The organism is Bacillus sp. LQ01 (assembly GCF_057624735.1).
On record NZ_JBYEZL010000001.1, the window covers coordinates 959,357 to 977,211 of the forward strand.

General features: G+C 34.4%; 15 protein-coding genes, 1 riboswitch and 1 other annotated feature. Of the genes, 10 read left to right on the forward strand and 5 right to left on the reverse strand.

Features of this window, described 5'->3' with window-relative positions; all coding sequences use genetic code 11:
- Window positions 1-3: 3 nt before the first annotated feature.
- The 3 genes from AC22L0_RS05190 to AC22L0_RS05200 all read left to right on the forward strand — a co-directional run bounded on the left by AC22L0_RS05190 (window position 4) and on the right by AC22L0_RS05200 (window position 5,550).
- A complete protein-coding gene (locus tag AC22L0_RS05190) occupies window positions 4-1,302 on the forward strand; it encodes a sensor histidine kinase (protein WP_074595886.1) in 1,299 nt (432 codons plus the stop codon).
- 2 nt (window positions 1,303-1,304) lie between these two features.
- Window positions 1,305-2,237 carry a response regulator gene (locus AC22L0_RS05195; protein ID WP_087968092.1) on the forward strand — a complete coding sequence of 311 codons (933 nt, stop codon included), beginning with the start codon at window positions 1,305-1,307 and terminating at the stop codon, window positions 2,235-2,237.
- 118 nt (window positions 2,238-2,355) lie between these two features.
- Entirely contained in the window at window positions 2,356-5,550 is a 3,195-nt protein-coding gene (locus AC22L0_RS05200) for an SNF2 helicase associated domain-containing protein (protein ID WP_487272162.1), read from the forward strand.
- Window positions 5,551-5,648: 98 nt separating this feature from the next.
- Here the strand turns inward: AC22L0_RS05200 and AC22L0_RS05205 are convergent, their stop codons facing one another.
- The gene (locus tag AC22L0_RS05205; protein WP_000047588.1) at window positions 5,649-5,783 is read right to left on the reverse strand and encodes a DUF3934 domain-containing protein; all 135 of its coding nucleotides are present in this window, start codon (window positions 5,781-5,783) and stop codon (window positions 5,649-5,651) included.
- A gap of 406 nt (window positions 5,784-6,189) precedes the next feature.
- Window positions 6,190-6,448, forward strand: a binding site (T-box leader).
- A gap of 69 nt (window positions 6,449-6,517) precedes the next feature.
- Between AC22L0_RS05205 and asnA the strand changes: the two genes are divergently transcribed.
- Together asnA and AC22L0_RS05215 are read left to right on the forward strand one after the other, a co-directional pair.
- Entirely contained in the window at window positions 6,518-7,501 is a 984-nt protein-coding gene (gene asnA, locus AC22L0_RS05210) for an aspartate--ammonia ligase (RefSeq protein ID WP_487272163.1), read from the forward strand.
- 137 nt (window positions 7,502-7,638) lie between these two features.
- Complete coding sequence (locus AC22L0_RS05215) at window positions 7,639-8,079, forward strand: helix-turn-helix domain-containing protein (protein WP_061654567.1); 441 nt, start codon at window positions 7,639-7,641, stop codon at window positions 8,077-8,079.
- 207 nt (window positions 8,080-8,286) lie between these two features.
- Here the strand turns inward: AC22L0_RS05215 and AC22L0_RS05220 are convergent, their stop codons facing one another.
- On the reverse strand, window positions 8,287-8,739 hold the full coding sequence (locus AC22L0_RS05220; RefSeq protein ID WP_001107257.1) for a VOC family protein: 453 nt from the start codon (window positions 8,737-8,739) through the stop codon (window positions 8,287-8,289).
- A 226-nt stretch (window positions 8,740-8,965) separates the two neighbouring features.
- Complete coding sequence (locus tag AC22L0_RS05225) at window positions 8,966-10,195, reverse strand: aspartate kinase (RefSeq protein WP_000448031.1); 1,230 nt, start codon at window positions 10,193-10,195, stop codon at window positions 8,966-8,968.
- A gap of 203 nt (window positions 10,196-10,398) precedes the next feature.
- Window positions 10,399-10,585, reverse strand: a riboswitch (Lysine riboswitch).
- Between the two features lie 192 nt (window positions 10,586-10,777).
- On the opposite strand from AC22L0_RS05225, the gene AC22L0_RS05230 reads away from it, so the two are divergent.
- The 3 genes from AC22L0_RS05230 to AC22L0_RS05240 are packed head-to-tail and all read left to right on the forward strand — an operon-like array spanning window position 10,778 to window position 13,926.
- A complete protein-coding gene (locus AC22L0_RS05230) occupies window positions 10,778-11,686 on the forward strand; it encodes a DoxX-like family protein (RefSeq protein ID WP_000823949.1) in 909 nt (302 codons plus the stop codon).
- 3 nt (window positions 11,687-11,689) lie between these two features.
- The gene (locus tag AC22L0_RS05235) at window positions 11,690-12,295 is read left to right on the forward strand and encodes a DUF4166 domain-containing protein (RefSeq protein ID WP_087968088.1); all 606 of its coding nucleotides are present in this window, start codon (window positions 11,690-11,692) and stop codon (window positions 12,293-12,295) included.
- A gap of 5 nt (window positions 12,296-12,300) precedes the next feature.
- Window positions 12,301-13,926 carry a YndJ family protein gene (locus AC22L0_RS05240; protein WP_000789374.1) on the forward strand — a complete coding sequence of 542 codons (1,626 nt, stop codon included), beginning with the start codon at window positions 12,301-12,303 and terminating at the stop codon, window positions 13,924-13,926.
- A gap of 28 nt (window positions 13,927-13,954) precedes the next feature.
- Here the strand turns inward: AC22L0_RS05240 and AC22L0_RS05245 are convergent, their stop codons facing one another.
- Entirely contained in the window at window positions 13,955-14,440 is a 486-nt protein-coding gene (locus AC22L0_RS05245) for an 8-oxo-dGTP diphosphatase (protein ID WP_087968081.1), read from the reverse strand.
- Between the two features lie 137 nt (window positions 14,441-14,577).
- Here AC22L0_RS05245 and AC22L0_RS05250 point away from each other — a divergent pair, with 137 nt between their 5' ends.
- Window positions 14,578-15,840 (forward strand): MFS transporter, encoded by a 1,263-nt coding sequence (locus AC22L0_RS05250; RefSeq protein WP_001161173.1) that lies wholly within the window; start codon window positions 14,578-14,580, stop codon window positions 15,838-15,840.
- Between the two features lie 195 nt (window positions 15,841-16,035).
- On the opposite strand, the gene AC22L0_RS05255 is transcribed toward AC22L0_RS05250, so the two are convergent.
- A complete protein-coding gene (locus AC22L0_RS05255) occupies window positions 16,036-16,500 on the reverse strand; it encodes a hypothetical protein (RefSeq protein WP_000823343.1) in 465 nt (154 codons plus the stop codon).
- A 403-nt stretch (window positions 16,501-16,903) separates the two neighbouring features.
- Between AC22L0_RS05255 and AC22L0_RS05260 the strand changes: the two genes are divergently transcribed.
- Window positions 16,904-17,710, forward strand: a complete 807-nt coding sequence (locus tag AC22L0_RS05260) for a polyphosphate kinase 2 family protein (protein WP_087968080.1) — start codon at window positions 16,904-16,906, stop codon at window positions 17,708-17,710.
- Window positions 17,711-17,855: the final 145 nt, after the last annotated feature.

Genomic DNA, 17,855 nt, shown 5'->3' on the forward strand with positions numbered 1-17,855 from the left:
GAAGTGTCACCTTTGAATTGGAATCAATTATGGAAGAAAGATATGTCCCTTTTAATTATATTAATGGTCGTTGTTCCGATTGCTGGGGAGCTGAACTTTCATCCCTTTAATGATACGTTTCGAGTTAGCTTCGGTACACCGCTATTCTTCTTTTTATTATTATTTTTAAGAAGAGTACCAGCAGGAGTTGCAGGTATTCTTGTTGGTATATCTGTAGTCTTATTCCGAGTATGTCTTGACTGGATCATGCAAGGTTCATTTCATATGACAGAATCATTTTATTTGCGTTATCCTGTGTTCTTCTATTATTTTATTTATGGCAGTTTTTTTTCGCTTTGCAGGGTAAATAAGTTCCATCAGAAACCAATCATTATTGGATGCCTTGGAATTTCAATTGAAATTGTTGCAAGTATGTCAGAACTTGCGTTTTATCACATGTTAGTACTAGGTACAATAATAACGATTTCTGAAGTAAATAAACTCATCATTATTGCTATTTTTCGTAGTTTCTTTGCACTTGGTTTTTTAAATATGATGAATTTATATGAAACGAAATTAAAAGAATCGCAAGTTCGAAAAGAAAATGAAAATATGTTAATGCATCTTTCTAATTTATATGTGGAATCTGTTCATTTGAAAAAGACGTTACAAAATGCGGAGTTAATTACACAAGAAGCATATCAACTATATCGAAATTTACAAGTAAGCGCTGATTCAAGTAGTAAAACAGCATTGAAAATAGCGGGGGAAGTGCATGAAATAAAAAAGGATAATCAAAGGATATTTGCAGGATTATCTAAACTGTTATTAGATAAAAATGTGGCTGAATATGTAGAAGGACATGAGTTAGCAGAAATGATTGTTAGAATAAACGAGAAGTATGCTGAAATGCTAGAAAAGGATATACGTTTTTCTAAACATATAGAAGGTGAGCATGCTGCATATCACGTGTATACAGTTCTATCAATTTTTAATAACCTCGCTGCAAATGCAGTTGAAGCAATTGAAGATAAAGGTGTCGTTATTATTAAGCTATATAAAAGAGATCAACATATATTTTTTGAAGTAATTGACGATGGACCTGGTATTGCACAAAAGTATAAGAAATTAGTATTTAAGCCAGGGTTTACTTCCAAGTATGATCAAACGGGAACACCGTCAACTGGTATTGGGCTTTCTTACATAAATGAAATGGTAACAGAGCTAGGCGGAGAAGTGAGATTAGAAGGCCGAGAAAATAAAAGAGGATGTAAGTTTATCGTTTGTTTACCGGAGGGTAGTTTAAAGCGGGAAGGGGAATAGATTTGTTTTATTATATCGTAGACGATGATGAAGTTTTCCGTTCGATGCTTTCGCAAATTATTGAAGATGGAGATCTTGGAGAAGTAATTGGTGAGGCGGATGACGGAGCTTTTATTGAGGCGGATCAACTAAATTTTAAAAAAGTAGATATTTTATTTATTGATTTGTTGATGCCGATGAGGGACGGAATTGAAACAGTTCGTCACATTGCGTCAACTTTCACGGGGAAAATCATTATGATTTCTCAAGTGGAATCGAAGCAGCTTATAGGTGAGGCATATACACTTGGTGTAGAATATTATATTACAAAACCATTAAATAAAATCGAAGTTGTATCGGTTGTACGCAAAGTGATGGAGCGTATTAGATTGGAGCGTTCTATACACGATATTCAAAAATCATTGAATAACGTGTTTCAGTGGGAAAAACCGCAATTGCGTACTGAACCAGTGCAAGAAGGAAAAAAGATAGGGGATTTAGGGCGCTTTTTACTATCAGAACTCGGTATTGCGGGAGAGAATGGAAGTAAAGATTTACTTAGTATGCTGGAATGTTTATATGGTCAAGAAAAGGCACAGACATTTGAGTTTGGCTTTCCTGCGTTAAAAGAAATTTTCCATCATATTACGATAAGAAAATTAGGGGATTTAGCTTTAGAGGCGGATATTGATAAAGAGAAAAAAGCGTCTGAACAAAGAGTACGTCGAGCTATTTATCAGTCGTTAAATCATTTGGCTTCTTTAGGATTAACAGACTTTTCAAATCCAAAATTTGAAAGCTATGCTCCAAAATTTTTCGATTTTACCGTAGTTAGAAAACGGATGACAGAAATGACGAAAGATGAACTCGCATCTTCTGGTCATACGCGAATTAATACGAAAAAGTTTATTCAAGTGTTGTATTTTGAGGCGAAGAGGTTGATGGAGATAGAGTGAAGAAGATGCTTATAAATAAGCATCTTCTTTTGTTAAATCAACATTTTATATTTTCTCGTGGAGCATGTAAAATGTTAAGTAAGAGAAAATGGTTTTATATTAAGGAAGTGTCAAAGCAATGAGTTTCACATTGAATAAATCGATTATTAAAGAAGTGTGCGGAGAGACCTCATATAAAAGAGGTGAAGCCTATTATAAATCAAATAAAGTGATAATAGATCAGTACGATGAAAATAAAGAAATTTGTGAGGCGACAGTAAAAGGGAACGAGGATTTCCATGTTACAGTAGCAAAAGCCAAAAAGGGTGATGTTGTTGCAAAATGTAGTTGTCCTTCATTAGCGTCTTTTCAAACGTACTGTCAACATGTTGCAGCAGTATTAATACAAATAAACTATAATCAACAAACAGGTAGAATGAGCTCCACTAGTAGCAGAAATGATCAATTGACAAGTGGTATGTTTCAGCTGTTTGCAGACAAACCACTGAGGCCAAAAAGTAAACAACACCGTTTTGATACACGTGAAATATTAGATATTGAGTTTATATGTACACCAGTAGCTACGAGAAGTGGTGGGGCTCTTCTTGGAATTCAATTGAAACTTGCCAAAGTGTATTTCATAAATCATATTAGAGAATTTCTTTCTAAGGTGGAGAAAAGGGAATCTTTTCATTGTTCAAATGAATTTACATATACACCAGATGTACATAGTTTTAAACAAGAAACGGATGCGATTATTCAGCAGCTCATTAAAATGTATCATAACGAAAAAATGTATGAAGATACGCTAGAAGTACATGCGAAACAAGATGAAAGTATGATATTTATACCACCAGCTTCATGGAAAGATATGCTCTCTTCACTTTCTAAAGTTGAATATGTACATCTGAAACAAAATGAACAACTGTTTCAGGGATTACAAGTTTCAAAAGGGTTGTTGCCGTTACACTTTGAATTTACGAAGGGAAATAATGGCGGATTTACACTTCATATAGATGGTTTAAATCGTGTACAAGTTATGGATATGTATAACAATGCACTTTACGATGGGAAATTATACCACTTACACATTGAAGATTGTATGCGACTTATTGAATTACAAAAGATGATGAGTCGCTCAAATAGTAATCAGTTTTATATTCCAGAAAGTAAGATGGAACATTTCGTCGCGAAAGTTGTACCAGGATTAATGAAGCTCGGAACTGTACACATTGATGAAGTAATATCGGATCGTGTTGAAACACCTTCGCTAAAAGCGAAATTGTATTTAGACCGCGTGAAAAATCGCTTATTAGCAGGTCTTGAATTTCACTATGGGAACGTCATGATTAATCCGCTAGAAGAGGATGGACAGCCGTCTGTTTTTAATCGTGATGAGAAAAAGGAAAAAGAGATTTTAGTCATTATGAGTGAAAGTGCTTTTGCAAAAACAGAAGGCGGTTACTTTATGCATAATGAAGAAGCTGAGTATAATTTTTTATATCACGTCGTGCCAACATTAAAAGGTTTAGTTGATATTTATGCGACTACAGCAATCAAATTGCGAATTAGTAAAGGGGATGCAGTTCCTCTTATTAGAGTGAGAAGAAAAGAAAGAATTGATTGGTTGTCATTTCGTTTTGATATAAAAGGAATACCAGAAGCAGAAATTAAAGGTGTATTAGCGGCCCTTGAAGAGAAACGTAAATATTATCGATTGGCGAATGGTTCGTTTTTATCGCTAGAGAGTAAAGAGTTTAATGAAATTAATCAGTTTATAAAAGAATCAGGTATTCGGAAAGAATTTTTACATGGAGAAGAGGTAAATGTTCCACTTATTCGGAGTGTAAAATGGATGAACGGACTTCATGAAGGCAATGTTTTAAGTTTAGATGATTCTGTTCAAGAGTTAGTAGAAAACATTCAAAACCCGAAAAAATTAAATTTTGCTGTGCCAAATACTTTAAATGCAGAAATGAGAAAGTATCAAGTATATGGGTTCGAATGGATGAAAACACTTGCTCATTACCGTTTTGGGGGTATTTTAGCAGATGATATGGGACTTGGAAAAACGTTGCAAAGCATTGCTTTTATAGATTCTGTTTTGCCTGAGATTCGAGAAAAGAAACTACCTATATTAGTCGTTTCACCATCATCTCTTGTTTATAATTGGTTTAGTGAATTGAAAAAATTCGCCCCGCATATTAGAGCAGTTATTGCAGATGGAAACCAAGCAGAGCGCCGGAAAATTTTGAAAGATATAACGGAATTTGATGTCGTAATTACGTCATATCCATTACTGAGAAGAGATATAAGATTGTATGCAAGACCATTTCATACACTATTCCTTGATGAAGCGCAGGCGTTTAAAAACCCTACAACGCAAACGGCAAGAGCTGTGAAAACAATTCAAGCTGAATACCGTTTTGGGCTAACGGGTACACCTGTAGAAAATTCATTAGAAGAGCTATGGTCTATCTTCCATGTCGTCTTCCCAGAATTATTACCAGGAAGAAAAGAGTTCGGTGATTTAAGGCGTGAAGATATAGCGAAGCGAGTGAAACCATTCGTATTAAGACGATTAAAAGGGGACGTATTAAATGAGTTGCCAGAGAAAATAGAGCACTTACAATCATCGGAGTTATTACCCGATCAAAAGAGTCTCTATGCTGCTTATTTAGCGAAGCTAAGGGAAGAAACGTTAAAGCATTTAGACAAAGATACGTTACGTAAAAATAAAATTAGAATTTTAGCTGGTTTAACGAGATTGCGACAAATTTGTTGTCATCCTGCTTTATTTGTTGATGATTACAAAGGAAGTTCAGCTAAATTTGAACAACTGTTAGAGATTTTAGAGGAATGTAGAAGTACAGGAAAGAGAATATTAATTTTTTCTCAATTTACGAAGATGCTTTCCATTATTGGTCGTGAGTTAAATCACCAAGCAATTCCATACTTTTATTTAGACGGGAGTACACCAGCGCAGGAACGTGTAGAGCTGTGCGATCGGTTTAACGAAGGAGAAGGGGATCTATTTCTCATTTCTTTAAAAGCTGGTGGTACCGGACTTAATTTAACTGGTGCAGATACAGTAATATTATACGATTTATGGTGGAATCCAGCTGTTGAACAACAAGCGGCCGATAGAGCGTATCGAATGGGGCAAAAAAATACAGTGCAAGTTATAAAGCTAGTAGCCCACGGAACAATTGAGGAGAAAATGCATGAACTGCAAGAAAGTAAGAAAAATTTAATTGCTGAAGTGATTGAGCCGGGAGAAGAAAAATTAGCATCCATCACGGAGGAAGAAATACGAGATATTTTAATGATTTAATATGAAAAAGCTATGCTTTCACATGTGAAAGCATAGCTTTTTGTTGTAATAATTATATTTTGTTTTGTGCAAAGTAAAGAAATCAAATGTTATTTAAATTACTTCTTTGTACCTTTACTTTTGTATGGCTTTGCAGCTGCCTTTTTCTTTGCACTTGATTGCCAACGGTTCCATCCTTTACTTCCTGTACCTTGTCCTACACCTTTTTTCGGTTTTGCCTTCGTTTTACTCATATGATCACTCCGTTATTTAAAAATCTTATTTGATAATAGTCAATGATTTAGAAAATACTCTTTATAAATGACTATGATTGCTTTAAGTAAAAATAAACTGCTTGAATGCTATAGTATATCATGAAATTGCAAGTAAACTGAAAGGAATTATAAAGAAAATGAAAATAATAAGAAATACTGCGGATTCTATATTCCGAACGATCACATTAATTATTGTTTATACGTTAGTTTCGGTCAGTGAAACATTTTTTGGATTGACGAGGCAGAAAAAGTAAAGATGTTAAATTAACAACAATCAATAAAGCCGTAAAATAAAGAATTGAAAAATATTTTAAAACTTTTTGTTGACTTTCTTTATTTTTTGTATAGAATAATCATTAATAAAATGTTTCAGAGATGTGACAACAAAACGACTATGAAAGGACGAGTAGTAGTAGGACGTAGTTTAAGCGAGTCAGGGGTGGTGTGAGCCTGATACGAAGCCTATTATGAAGAACCTCCTGGAGTTGCTAACCGAAATCCTTTATAGGAAAGTAGACTTAGCCGGGAACTTCGCCGTTACAAGAAGAACAGTATCGAGATATTTCATCTCCGTATTGTATAAGTGAGCAACCTCTGTTGCTAATTTGGGTGGTACCGCGGAACCAAAGCCTTTCGTCCCAGTTTTTTGGGAAAGAAGGGCTTTTTTGTTGGCTTCTTTTCACAACATCCAAACATTTTAGGAGGAAACCACCATGTATCAATCATTAATGACAGTAAGAGAGACTCAAATTGCAATTAAGGAAGTTAAAACATTTTTCGAGGACCAATTAGCAAAACGCCTTGAACTATTCCGCGTATCTGCACCATTATTCGTAACGAAAAAATCAGGATTAAACGATCACCTAAACGGTGTAGAACGTCCAATTGAATTTGATATGTTACATTCAGGAGAAGAATTAGAAATTGTTCATTCACTAGCGAAATGGAAACGATTTGCATTACATGAATATGGATATGAAGCTGGTGAAGGTTTATATACAAACATGAACGCGATTCGTCGTGATGAAGAACTAGATGCAACGCATTCCATTTACGTTGACCAATGGGATTGGGAAAAAATCGTTCAAAAAGAATGGCGTACTGTCGATTACTTACAAAAAACAGTACAAACAATTTATGGAATATTCAAAGATTTAGAAGATCACTTATTTGAAAAATATCCGTTCCTTGGAAAGTATTTACCGGAAGAAATTGTTTTCGTTACTTCTCAAGAATTAGAAGATAAACATCCAGAATTAACACCGAAAGATCGTGAACATGCAATTGCGAAAGAACACGGTGCAGTCTTCATTATCGGAATTGGTGATGCACTTCGTTCAGGTGAAAAGCACGACGGACGCGCAGCTGATTATGACGATTGGAAATTAAACGGTGACATTTTATTCTGGCACCCAGTACTACAATCTTCATTTGAATTATCATCAATGGGAATTCGTGTTGATAGTAAATCACTTGATGAGCAGTTAACGAAAACTGGTGAAGACTTCAAACGTGAGTATGATTTCCATAAAGGTATACTAGAAGACGTACTACCATTAACAATCGGCGGTGGTATTGGACAATCAAGAATGTGCATGTACTTCTTACGTAAAGCTCATATCGGTGAAGTTCAATCTTCTGTATGGCCTGACGATTTACGTGCAGCTTGTAAAAAAGAAAACATTCATCTGTTTTAATAGAAGTGAGGGAGGGTAGCTCAAAGAGTTATCCTCTCTTTTTATTGTGTAAACGAATGGTTTACAGTGAATTTTACTAATGGTTTCTTTCTTTTACATCTCTTTTTATGTAATAATTTGTTAAAGGAGGGGACGTTATGAATTTAGGAGAACAGTTAAAAAAACTACGAGAGTCAAAGGGGTTTTCACAAGAGGATGTTGCTAAAAAGATTGGTGTAACGAGGCAAGCGGTATATAAATGGGAAAATGATAAAAGTTATCCTGATATTGATAATTTAATTTTACTGAGCGAAATGTATAATGTTACGCTAGATGAGTTGATAAAAGGGAATCAAGATTTCAAAAAGAAAATACATAGTGATGCAGAAGATGAGGATTTTGAGAAAGGAAATGAATTTGGTTTTTATATTGGATGTGGTTTGCTAATTTTAAGTGCTTTCGTTGATTATGAAGGAATGCAAGAAATCTTATTAGGAATAGCACTATTCATGATAGTTTTTTACTCTGACGTGAAGAAAGTTATTTTGAATGAGTTCAGATCGTTTTTTAAAAGAAAAGATATATATGATAAGAGGTGAGAAGAATCAGTTATATTTCCTAGGAAAGAGTATAGGAAGTAATTGAATTGTTTTATAATGATTTTAGGATGTTGATAGTGTGTTAAAAAGTTCAAACAAGCATAACCCCGTTCTAAAGCTAGGACGGGGTTCAAAATCTAAGTTTTATGAAGCGAGAATTTCTTTCAAATATTTTTACTTTAGTAAAGACTTCTTATAAAATATTACTTATTTATTACCGAGTTCTTCCGCTAAACCGATTAAAATTCCTTCGACTCCACGAATGTAGCAGAGACGATACGAGTTCTCGTACTGAACTACTTCACCAACGAGCTCTGCACCATGCTTAGTGAGTCTCGATACCATTTCGTCAATGTCTTCAACGGTGAACATGACGCGTAGATAACCGAGGGCGTTTACAGGAGCATTTCGGTGATCTGATATAGTAGGTGGGGTGAGAAATCGCGAAAGTTCAATTCGGCTGTGGCCATCTGGAGTGGCCATCATAGCGATCTCTACGCACTGAGAACCGAGTCCAGTTACGCGACCAGCCCATTCACCTTCGACATTGGCTCGACCTTCGAGATTCAAGCCAATCTCCTCAAAGAAAGAGATTGCGTTATCAAGGGATTCTACAACGATGCTGACATTGTCCATTCGTAGTAATTTGTTTTTTGCCATAGTCTTATCTCCTTATGTATAAAAGTCTATTATTTAATTATCCTCATAATTATACTACTAAGTAGTTACAAATTCCTTTCAGTTAAAAACACCTTGTCACAGTATAGGAAAATGTGACAAGGTGTTTTTTAATATGTCATATAGCATCGTGTTAACGAACAGCTTTTTATTTAATAGGAAGGTAATACATTAATCTGATTTTTTTAGTATTACTAAATATATCAGATTAGCTCATTTGCACGAAAGGCTCAATTTTCGCCATAAATGATTGATGCAGCGCCTCAACGCCTGTTACTAAATGAAGGCGGTCAATAACGACAGACACTTTAATTTCTGATGTACTTACCATTTTAATATGAATATCTTCTTCTTTTAAAGTAGTGAACATATTTGCAGCGACACCTGGGTTAGATACCATGCCAGATCCTACGATTGATACTTTTGCTAAGTGATTTTCATGTTCTACAGATTCATAGTGAAGAGTTTCTTGATTTTGTTCCAAAACTTCTAAAGTTTCTCTTAAATCATTCGAATGAATGGAGAAGGAGAGGTGTACAGTTCCTTCATTTGTAATACTTTGAATGATGATATCTACATTAATGTGTGCTGCTGCTAATGTAGAGAAAACTGTTGAAAGCGAGCCTTGTTCTAATCCTTTAATTGTGACACGTGTAATGTTATCCTCAAATGCAATACCTTTAACGATTGATTGTTGTTCCATGTTACATTCTCCTTTTACAATTGTTCCGTTTTCTTGTTCCATACTTGAGCGAACTTCTAAAACTACATTATGATTTTTAGCAAACTCAACAGCGCGCGGGTGTAATACGCCGGCACCGAGATTAGCAAGCTCTAACATTTCGTCATAAGAAATTTCGTCTAATTTGTAAGCATCTTTTACAACTCGTGGGTCCGTCGTATATACACCTGTCACATCCGTATAAATATCACATTTTTTTGCTTTAAGTGCAGCGGCTAGTGCGACAGCAGTTGTATCAGAGCCACCACGGCCAAGCGTTGTAATTTCATTTTCTACACTTATACCTTGGAAACCAGCTACGATAACAATCGTACCTTCAGCAAGATAAGATTGAATACGATCTGTATGAATGTCAGTAATCCGTGCACTACTATGTACAGATTCTGTCGTAATACCTGCTTGCCACCCTGTTAATGAAATTGCATGATAGCCTTTTGCTTGCAGTGCCATTGTTAATAATGAAATAGTTACTTGTTCTCCTGTAGATAGAAGCATATCCATTTCACGTTTACTTGGATTTTCTGTGATAGCGTTAGCGAGTGCGACAAGTTCATCTGTGCTTTTTCCCATTGCTGAAACGACAGAGACAATGCTATGACCTCGTTCATATTCTTCAATAATTAAATTTGCTACATGTTGAATGCGTTCGACGCTTCCGACAGAAGTGCCACCAAATTTTTGAACAATTGTTTCCATTACAAATTCCTTCTTTCGTCTATTTTTAAGAATAGATTAGGAAATATATAAATCCCAATACTCCTGTAGTTACCAGAAAGACAAACAAAAAACACCATCTCAAATAAGTGAGGATGGTGCTGTTACAGGAAAAGGGAAACAGAAAACGGAGCTAATAAAAAAACCGCCAAAAAAGGAATATCATAAAAAAATGATATCTCTTTTTTGTAGATAGCTCTTCATACGTACACGTCTGTACATATGACAGTTCTGTTTCTATTCGAAAACAGCCCCAATTGATAAATGCAGAGAAATTTATCAATTTCGGCAATACTTCCTTTCATCTAAGTTCATAGACATCTCTGTGTCTCCATTAGAATACTCATAAGTATCGCAACCTCTATCTCACGTTTTAGGCGAGAGTGTTTGATTTATGAAGTTGTTGGTAACATTTGTTTTATAATAATTTAAATTTTTCGTGGAATCAAGTGTTTTATATATATTTTAAAAATTCTTTCTTTTTTTGAGGAAGTTTGTGAAAAATGTAGCAAAATAAATTCATTGCATGTACATTAAACTTATAGTGCATAGGAGGTGGGGAGAATGAAAAGGAAACAGCCTATTTATGTTGCGACAAAAATGAACACGACGATGGAAAAATTATGGGAATATACGCAAGAACCAGATATACATACAGAGTGGGATGCTCGCTTTACTGAAATTTCGTATTTAGAGAAAAAAGAAGGAGAACCACAGAAATTTTTGTATAAAACAAAGATTGGATTTGGGCTTGAAATAGTTGGAGAAGGGGAATCAATAGGTGAAATAAGAAAAGAAACTGGTGAAAGAATTTCTTCTTTAAAATTTTGGACGGATAATACATTATCTCTTATTCAAATAGGACGTGGTTATTGGAAGTATACGCCCAATAAAGAATACATCCATTTTGAGACACAATATGATTATGATACAAGATTTGGTCGTATAGGAAATGTGATAGATTCCTATATTTTTCGTCCGTTATTAGGTTGGGCGACTGCTTGGAGTTTTGATGCCTTAAAATTATGGTTAGAAAAGGGGCTTCATCCTAGGTTACTAATTAGAAGAACAATGACGTATTGGCTCGTATGTTCTTTATTTGCTTTTGTATGGATATATCAAGGGATAGTGCCAAAACTACTGTTTACTCATTCAGAAGAAGTAAAGATGCTTTCTTTATTAATCGGTTCAAATGAAAGTAGTGTATGTATACTTAAAATAATTGGGGGGTTAGAAATAATTTTCGGTGTCGTATGGCTGTTGCCACTAACAAAACGAAAATTATTTATACTGCATATTATTGTATTACTAGTTTTAACGTTAGCGGCAGGATTTACGAATATCGCAAGCTTTACAGGACCGTTTAATCCGATTACATTAAATGTTCTTTTAATGGGGTTATCAATTGTCGGTTATATAAATAGCTTCGATTTGCCAAGTGCAAAAAATTGCAAGAGGACGAGAAAGGGATAATGTATGGCTAATATTTACGAAAGACTATTAGGGGATTCTTATAAAAAACTTCATCCGAAATTACAGAAACGTTATGAGATTACAGAAGAAAATAGCTTTACTGGAGAAGGAAAGATGGATGAAATTTACGGTGGTTCTTTTTTCGTAAAATTCATATTAAAAATTGCATCGAAGTTTCGAATATTTTTCTCTGAGAGAGGTAAGGGAGTGCCATTTACAATACATAATACCGCTGAGCGTGATGAACATGGACATGAACTTGTGCGGTGGAATCGTACTTTTTATTTTCATAATAAGAAAAGATATTTTAATGCGGTAATGAAACTTGATGAAAATGAAATTGTAGATTATTTTGGCGAACCACATTTACTCGTTTCTACACTGCATTTTCATATCGATGAGTTAGGGGCAATGCATATTTCTTCAAAGAAACAATGGTTTTATATGTTTGGAAGAAAAATGCCGTTACCAAAATTTTTGTATGGTGAGGCAAAAATTGTTGAAAGTTATGATGAAACACTACAATGTTTTCGAATTCATGTACAAGTACGAAACCCGTTAATTGGTTCGCTTTTTTCATATAAGGGAACATTTGTGGAAAGGGAATAGACGATATGAAAAATATAATATTTGGGCTTGCTTGCTATGTTGTTTTTCTAATATGTGAGTGGTCGAATATAAATCCTGTTGAAGCAATTATATTATTATCTGTTTTATTATTTATACCAATGTCATTTTGTATTATTGATAAAAGAAAAAGAGATGGATCGCAATTATTATTTTATAAATCCGTATCATTTTTATATCCAATCGCAGCAATTTGTGCAATGCTAGCTTTCGTCACAAATCACTATTTATTTGCGCTAGTTTGGTTTGTATATACAGGAATTGTTGCGTTATTTGGTGTAAGTAGATTGCTAGAAAGAGGATGGAAGCCGTTAGAAGAGATCGCCATAGATAGTGCGTTTATTTATTTGTTTTTAGGTGGTTTTTGGTTTTCTGCTTCAGTAGCAAAACTTTCAATTATGCATTTTAGCTCTGACATTGTTTTACTCACAGCTGCACATTTTCATTATTCGGCGTTTCTATTGCCATTATCAGCTGGTTTAATAGGGAGAAAAAGAGAAAAGAGAAGTAAAGTGTATGATGCTATTATGTTTATCATCATGATTTCACCTATGACAGTTGCAATAGGAATTACATACTCAAGAATATTTGAATTTTTTGCAGTGTTCCTATATTTATGTGCAATTTATGGGTATGGATTTTACGTTTGGAGAGCAAAATTTAATGCTATCAGTGCAAAGATTCTTCTAATCGTTTCGTCTAGTACACTCATGGTTACAATTATGTTCTCACTTATATATTCATACGGGAATTTGAAGCATGTCTTGACGATTACAATTGCTCAAATGGTTTGGATTCATGGTGTTGTCAACGGAATTGGAGTAGCGTTACCGGCATTTATCGGCTGGGTGATTGAAAAGAGTGTTCCGAATTATAAATACTATGGGAAACCAATGAGTAAGTTAAGAGGAAATGTGGCAATTGGTGAGGCTTATTTATATAGCAGCAATTTAGTAGACAGTAAGGAATACAACGGTTTAGTTGATAAAGTAAATGACTTTCATAGTGAGGCATTTGATGTGACGAAGGTTCCTTTAAGTATTATTCATTTTTATGAAAATACAGTAGAGTATGAATTGCAATCGAATATTAAATGGGCTCGTTGGTTCCGTCCGTTCGCACTTTGCTATGAGAAAATGAGTAAGCGTGTAGAACAAATACATTTAGGGGTGGGCGGCAATTGGGAAACGATGCATGGCTCTATCATTAGTGTAATAGATGAGAAAGATGGAAGAGAGAATGTAAGGGCTTGGATAAGGAAAAATGAAGCAGGTGAATCTATTTTTGTAGCTCTTTATTCAAAGCATACAAATAAGAATGAGACATATATGAATATCGCCTTACCTTTACCTTATTCGAATATGACTGGTATTTTGAAACTATATAATGATAGTCATGATTTAATCATTACTAGTAAGTTAAGAGAAAATGGTCAGGGAGATGAGGGGATTTATTTACATACTCGGTTCTTAACAATCCGTTTACCATTAGCAGAGACTTTTATTATAAAAGAGCGCACGGATCATATACTAGAAGCTAATCATAGAATGTGGATATTTGGAGTTGAGTTTTTAGAAATTGATTATAGGATTAAGAAAGTAGAGGAGAAGTAAGAAAAGCTTGGAAAAATTCCAAGCTTTTTTACGTATGTGTAATTGTTATAGCAACTTGTTTATCTAGCTCATTATCCCAAACACGTTGAATTTCAAAAGTGCCTGTTTCAAAAAATAATGGGAATCTTTCTTTAAACCAATCTTGCATAGGAAGCTTTAGTGCTGTATCGATTGGTATCCATAATAATTTGCCCTCAGGTGGGTTTAAAAGAAGTTCACCTTCAAATGAGTCTGTCCAGTAGTTAAATACCATGTACCGAACATTCCCTTTCGGATTTACATATTCATCTAATCCCTTAAAATTTAAATCCGAAACAAGTAATCCGGTTTCTTCTTTTACTTCCCTTATAGCGGCTTGAACGATACTTTCGGGAAAATCTACTTTGCCGCCAGGAGCTATGTAGCCAGGGAAACCTCGATGATTGGGTCGTTTTACGAGTAAAACTTCATTGTTGCGCTGGATCATACACATTGTATAGATTTGGTGTTCGATGTTATGTGAATTTGGAGGCATAATGATGTATTCTCCTTTATATTTTTTTGATAATTTTACCATAACATAATGGTTTCTTATATAATTGGAAATATAATATTATGAATTTTCAGTCGTATATTATGTATTCTATAGTCATTTGAAAAGAGGAGAGAGACATGCAAGGGGAAATACAAAAGGAGAAAAGTTTAAGTTATATTGGAAAATTATTATTACCAGTTAAAGTATCAACGCACTTTAAGTTTTTATGGATTGGACAATTACTCTCGGCCTTAGGTAGTTCGATAACTATGGTCATACTTCCAGTTGTTGTGTATTCATTAACTGGCTCAACAGTTGTAATGGGGATGACGATGGCAATGTACATGCTACCTAATATTCTTGCTTTACCGTTTGCAGGTTTAGTTGTAGACCGAATTGATCGGGTTAAATTAATGTTATTTACGGATATAATCCGCTGTATATTAATGCTATTACTTGCATCGCTTATATTTATGGATTTATTAACAATTACGATTTTATATATTCTCGTTGCCATATACGGACTTATGGAAGGGATATTCCAACCAGCATATTCTGCTGTAAGGGCGAAAGTATTCGTTCCTGAAATTCGTAATGCAGCTAACGCACTCACTCAAATGAGTAATCAAGGTATACGATTGATTGGGCCAGCACTTGGTGGGTTAATCGTATCGGTTGCATCTGCAGGGATAGGTTTCGGACTAGATGCAGCAACGTACTTATTATCATTTTTATGTTTATTATTTTTAAAAGAAATTAAGTTTAAAAAAGTAAAACCCATTGAAAAGAGTAAGCTTACTTACAAACAAGAGTTTATGGAAGGTGTTTTAGTTTTAAAAAGTCATCCGTGGCTGTGGATTACAATTTTAGTTTTTTCTTTTATAAATATTTGTTATGCCGGCATTATCGTCGTATTAATTCCATGGTTATTTAATGTTCATCATCATTTTGAAGCTTACGTGTATGGGCTTGGTATGGCCTTTTCTGGTGGTGGGGCTATAATTGCCGCAGTAATATTTGGTGGGAAAGAGCGGTGGCATAAGAGAGGATTACTAGCTTATGGAGGTGTTTTAATGAGTGGCATTGCTTTATTAATTATGCCATTCATTTCTTGGGCACCCGCTTTAATATTCTTAATGGCAATTGAAGGATTTGGCATGATGATATTTGGACTCATTTGGGAAACGAGTTTACAGGAGCTTGTACCAGAAGAAGCATTCGGAAGAGTGGCAAGCCTTGATATGTTGGGTTCTTTTGCTTTATTGCCATTAGGGTATGTAGTTGTAGGCTGGTTAGCTACTGTCATAGGTGGCGAAATAACTATTATAACACTAGCTAGTTTAGTAATTTTAACAATTGGAATAGCATTGTCTGTACCGAGTATTCGTCGATTTAATTGATTATATGGGAAAAGAGGGCTAGACCTATATAGAAAATAACTTAGCATATAATCAACTAGTATTAATAAAACATCTTTGTAATGAAAAACTGTCCGTACATATTTGGCACAACAAAATTAGAAATCACAAAAGAAGTGACGGAAGCGATACAAGCAGGTTTCAAAAATGAAGACTAAGCCCTAAAGAAATTAGGACTTAGTCTTCATTAAATACAAATGTTTGTTTCATTTTTTTACCTTCATTTACCGGATGGCCATTGTAAGAGAAATTCTTTTCTTCCCAAGTGATTACAACTTTAAAATTATGACTATTAAAGTCTAATGGGAATACCATGTAGTCAAAGCTTGTATGACTTTTAGAAATATTTTCATTAGGTGTAGTAGGTTTAAAGGTAGCTTTAGAGGTAGGGTTGTTATCAAGTATTTCCACAGATACGTTTGATACATCATGACCGATGTTTTTTACGAGTAAACTATACGTATCAAATACACCTTGCTTTGGCTGGATTGCTTGCTTGTTTGAGTTATGAGATTTATCAATTTCGACATACCATTGTTTAGACTTTGACGCAATCGGTAGTGACTGAAATGTGTAAGCACTAGCTTGTATTGGTAGTGCTAAGCATAAAAGTGTAAAGAGAGTTAATATTTTTCGTTTCATTTTTTTAGAGCTCCCATTCTTTAATGGATTTACTTGTTATTATCTTCTTTTTACGAGTAAATATACCATATAATGTAAAGTGGCTATAAGAGTAGTGAATCAATATCTTATTCAATACTCTTATAGCCGGCATAATTACGTATGTAGTAAAAAAGAATAAATTTGTTTTTCTATACTTAGATTGCTGCCCTTTTTAAAAGGACTATTTTTACGTTTTAATAAAAAGAATATACTAAGAGTTCAGTATAAATTATTTATTTTAATGTAGTTAAATGTGCTTATATATGTGAAATTAGAGAAGGAAGCTGTGTAGAGATGTTTCTACACAGTTTTTTTAGGATATGAAAAAATTACCAAAAATATGTTAAAATAACATTGTCATACAACAAGGGGGATTTGTTTTATGGAAAATGGACATCTTGCTAAAGTAGACTTAACGAAAAAAATTGAATCAAAATCTAAGTACAATAAGAAATTAGAAAAATATCAAAGGCGCTTATTAGCATTACAGCAAATTTTGAAAGAAGAAAAAATCGCGGTTATGCTTGTTATGGAAGGATGGGATGCGGCTGGTAAAGGTGGGGCAATTAAGCGGGTGACGGAACATCTTGACCCGCGTGGGTTCCAAGTAAATCCAATTGGAGCGCCTGCACCTCATGAGAAACGTTACCATTATTTGCAACGTTTCTGGCGCAAAATTCCACAGTACGGGCAAATCACCATTTTTGATCGCTCATGGTACGGTCGTGTGTTAGTTGAGCGTGTTGAAGGATTTGCTACAAAGGAAGAGTGGATGAGAGCATATGATGAGATTAATGATTTTGAAAAACTACTAACAGATGACCATTACATAATAGGGAAGTTCTTCTACCATATAAGTAAAGAGGAACAGTTAAAGAGATTCAAAGATAGAGAGAAAAATCCTTTGAAAAGATGGAAAATTACAGACGAAGATTGGCGTAATCGTGAAAAATGGGATGAGTATGTTGAAGCAATGGAAGACATGTTTGAAAAAACAAGTAAGCCAAATGCAAAGTGGCATATTATTGAAAGTAACGATAAATTGTATGCTCGTGTGAAAACGTTAAAAATTATTATTTCATTCATTGAGGATTATTTCTTAGAACATGGTATAGAATTGCCTTCTTATTATTATTATGAAATGAAAGAGGATATTGAAGTTTTGCAAGGTGTAGGTGTTAAAGAGTAAATAAGAAAATGGCCCTGTGAATTGGTGAAACCAAATTATGGGGCTTTTTTATTTAGAAACATTTTACAATTAACAGAATAAGGTATATAATCAATAATCATATTAACAATGTTAATATGATTATTGATTATATACTATGTGGGGG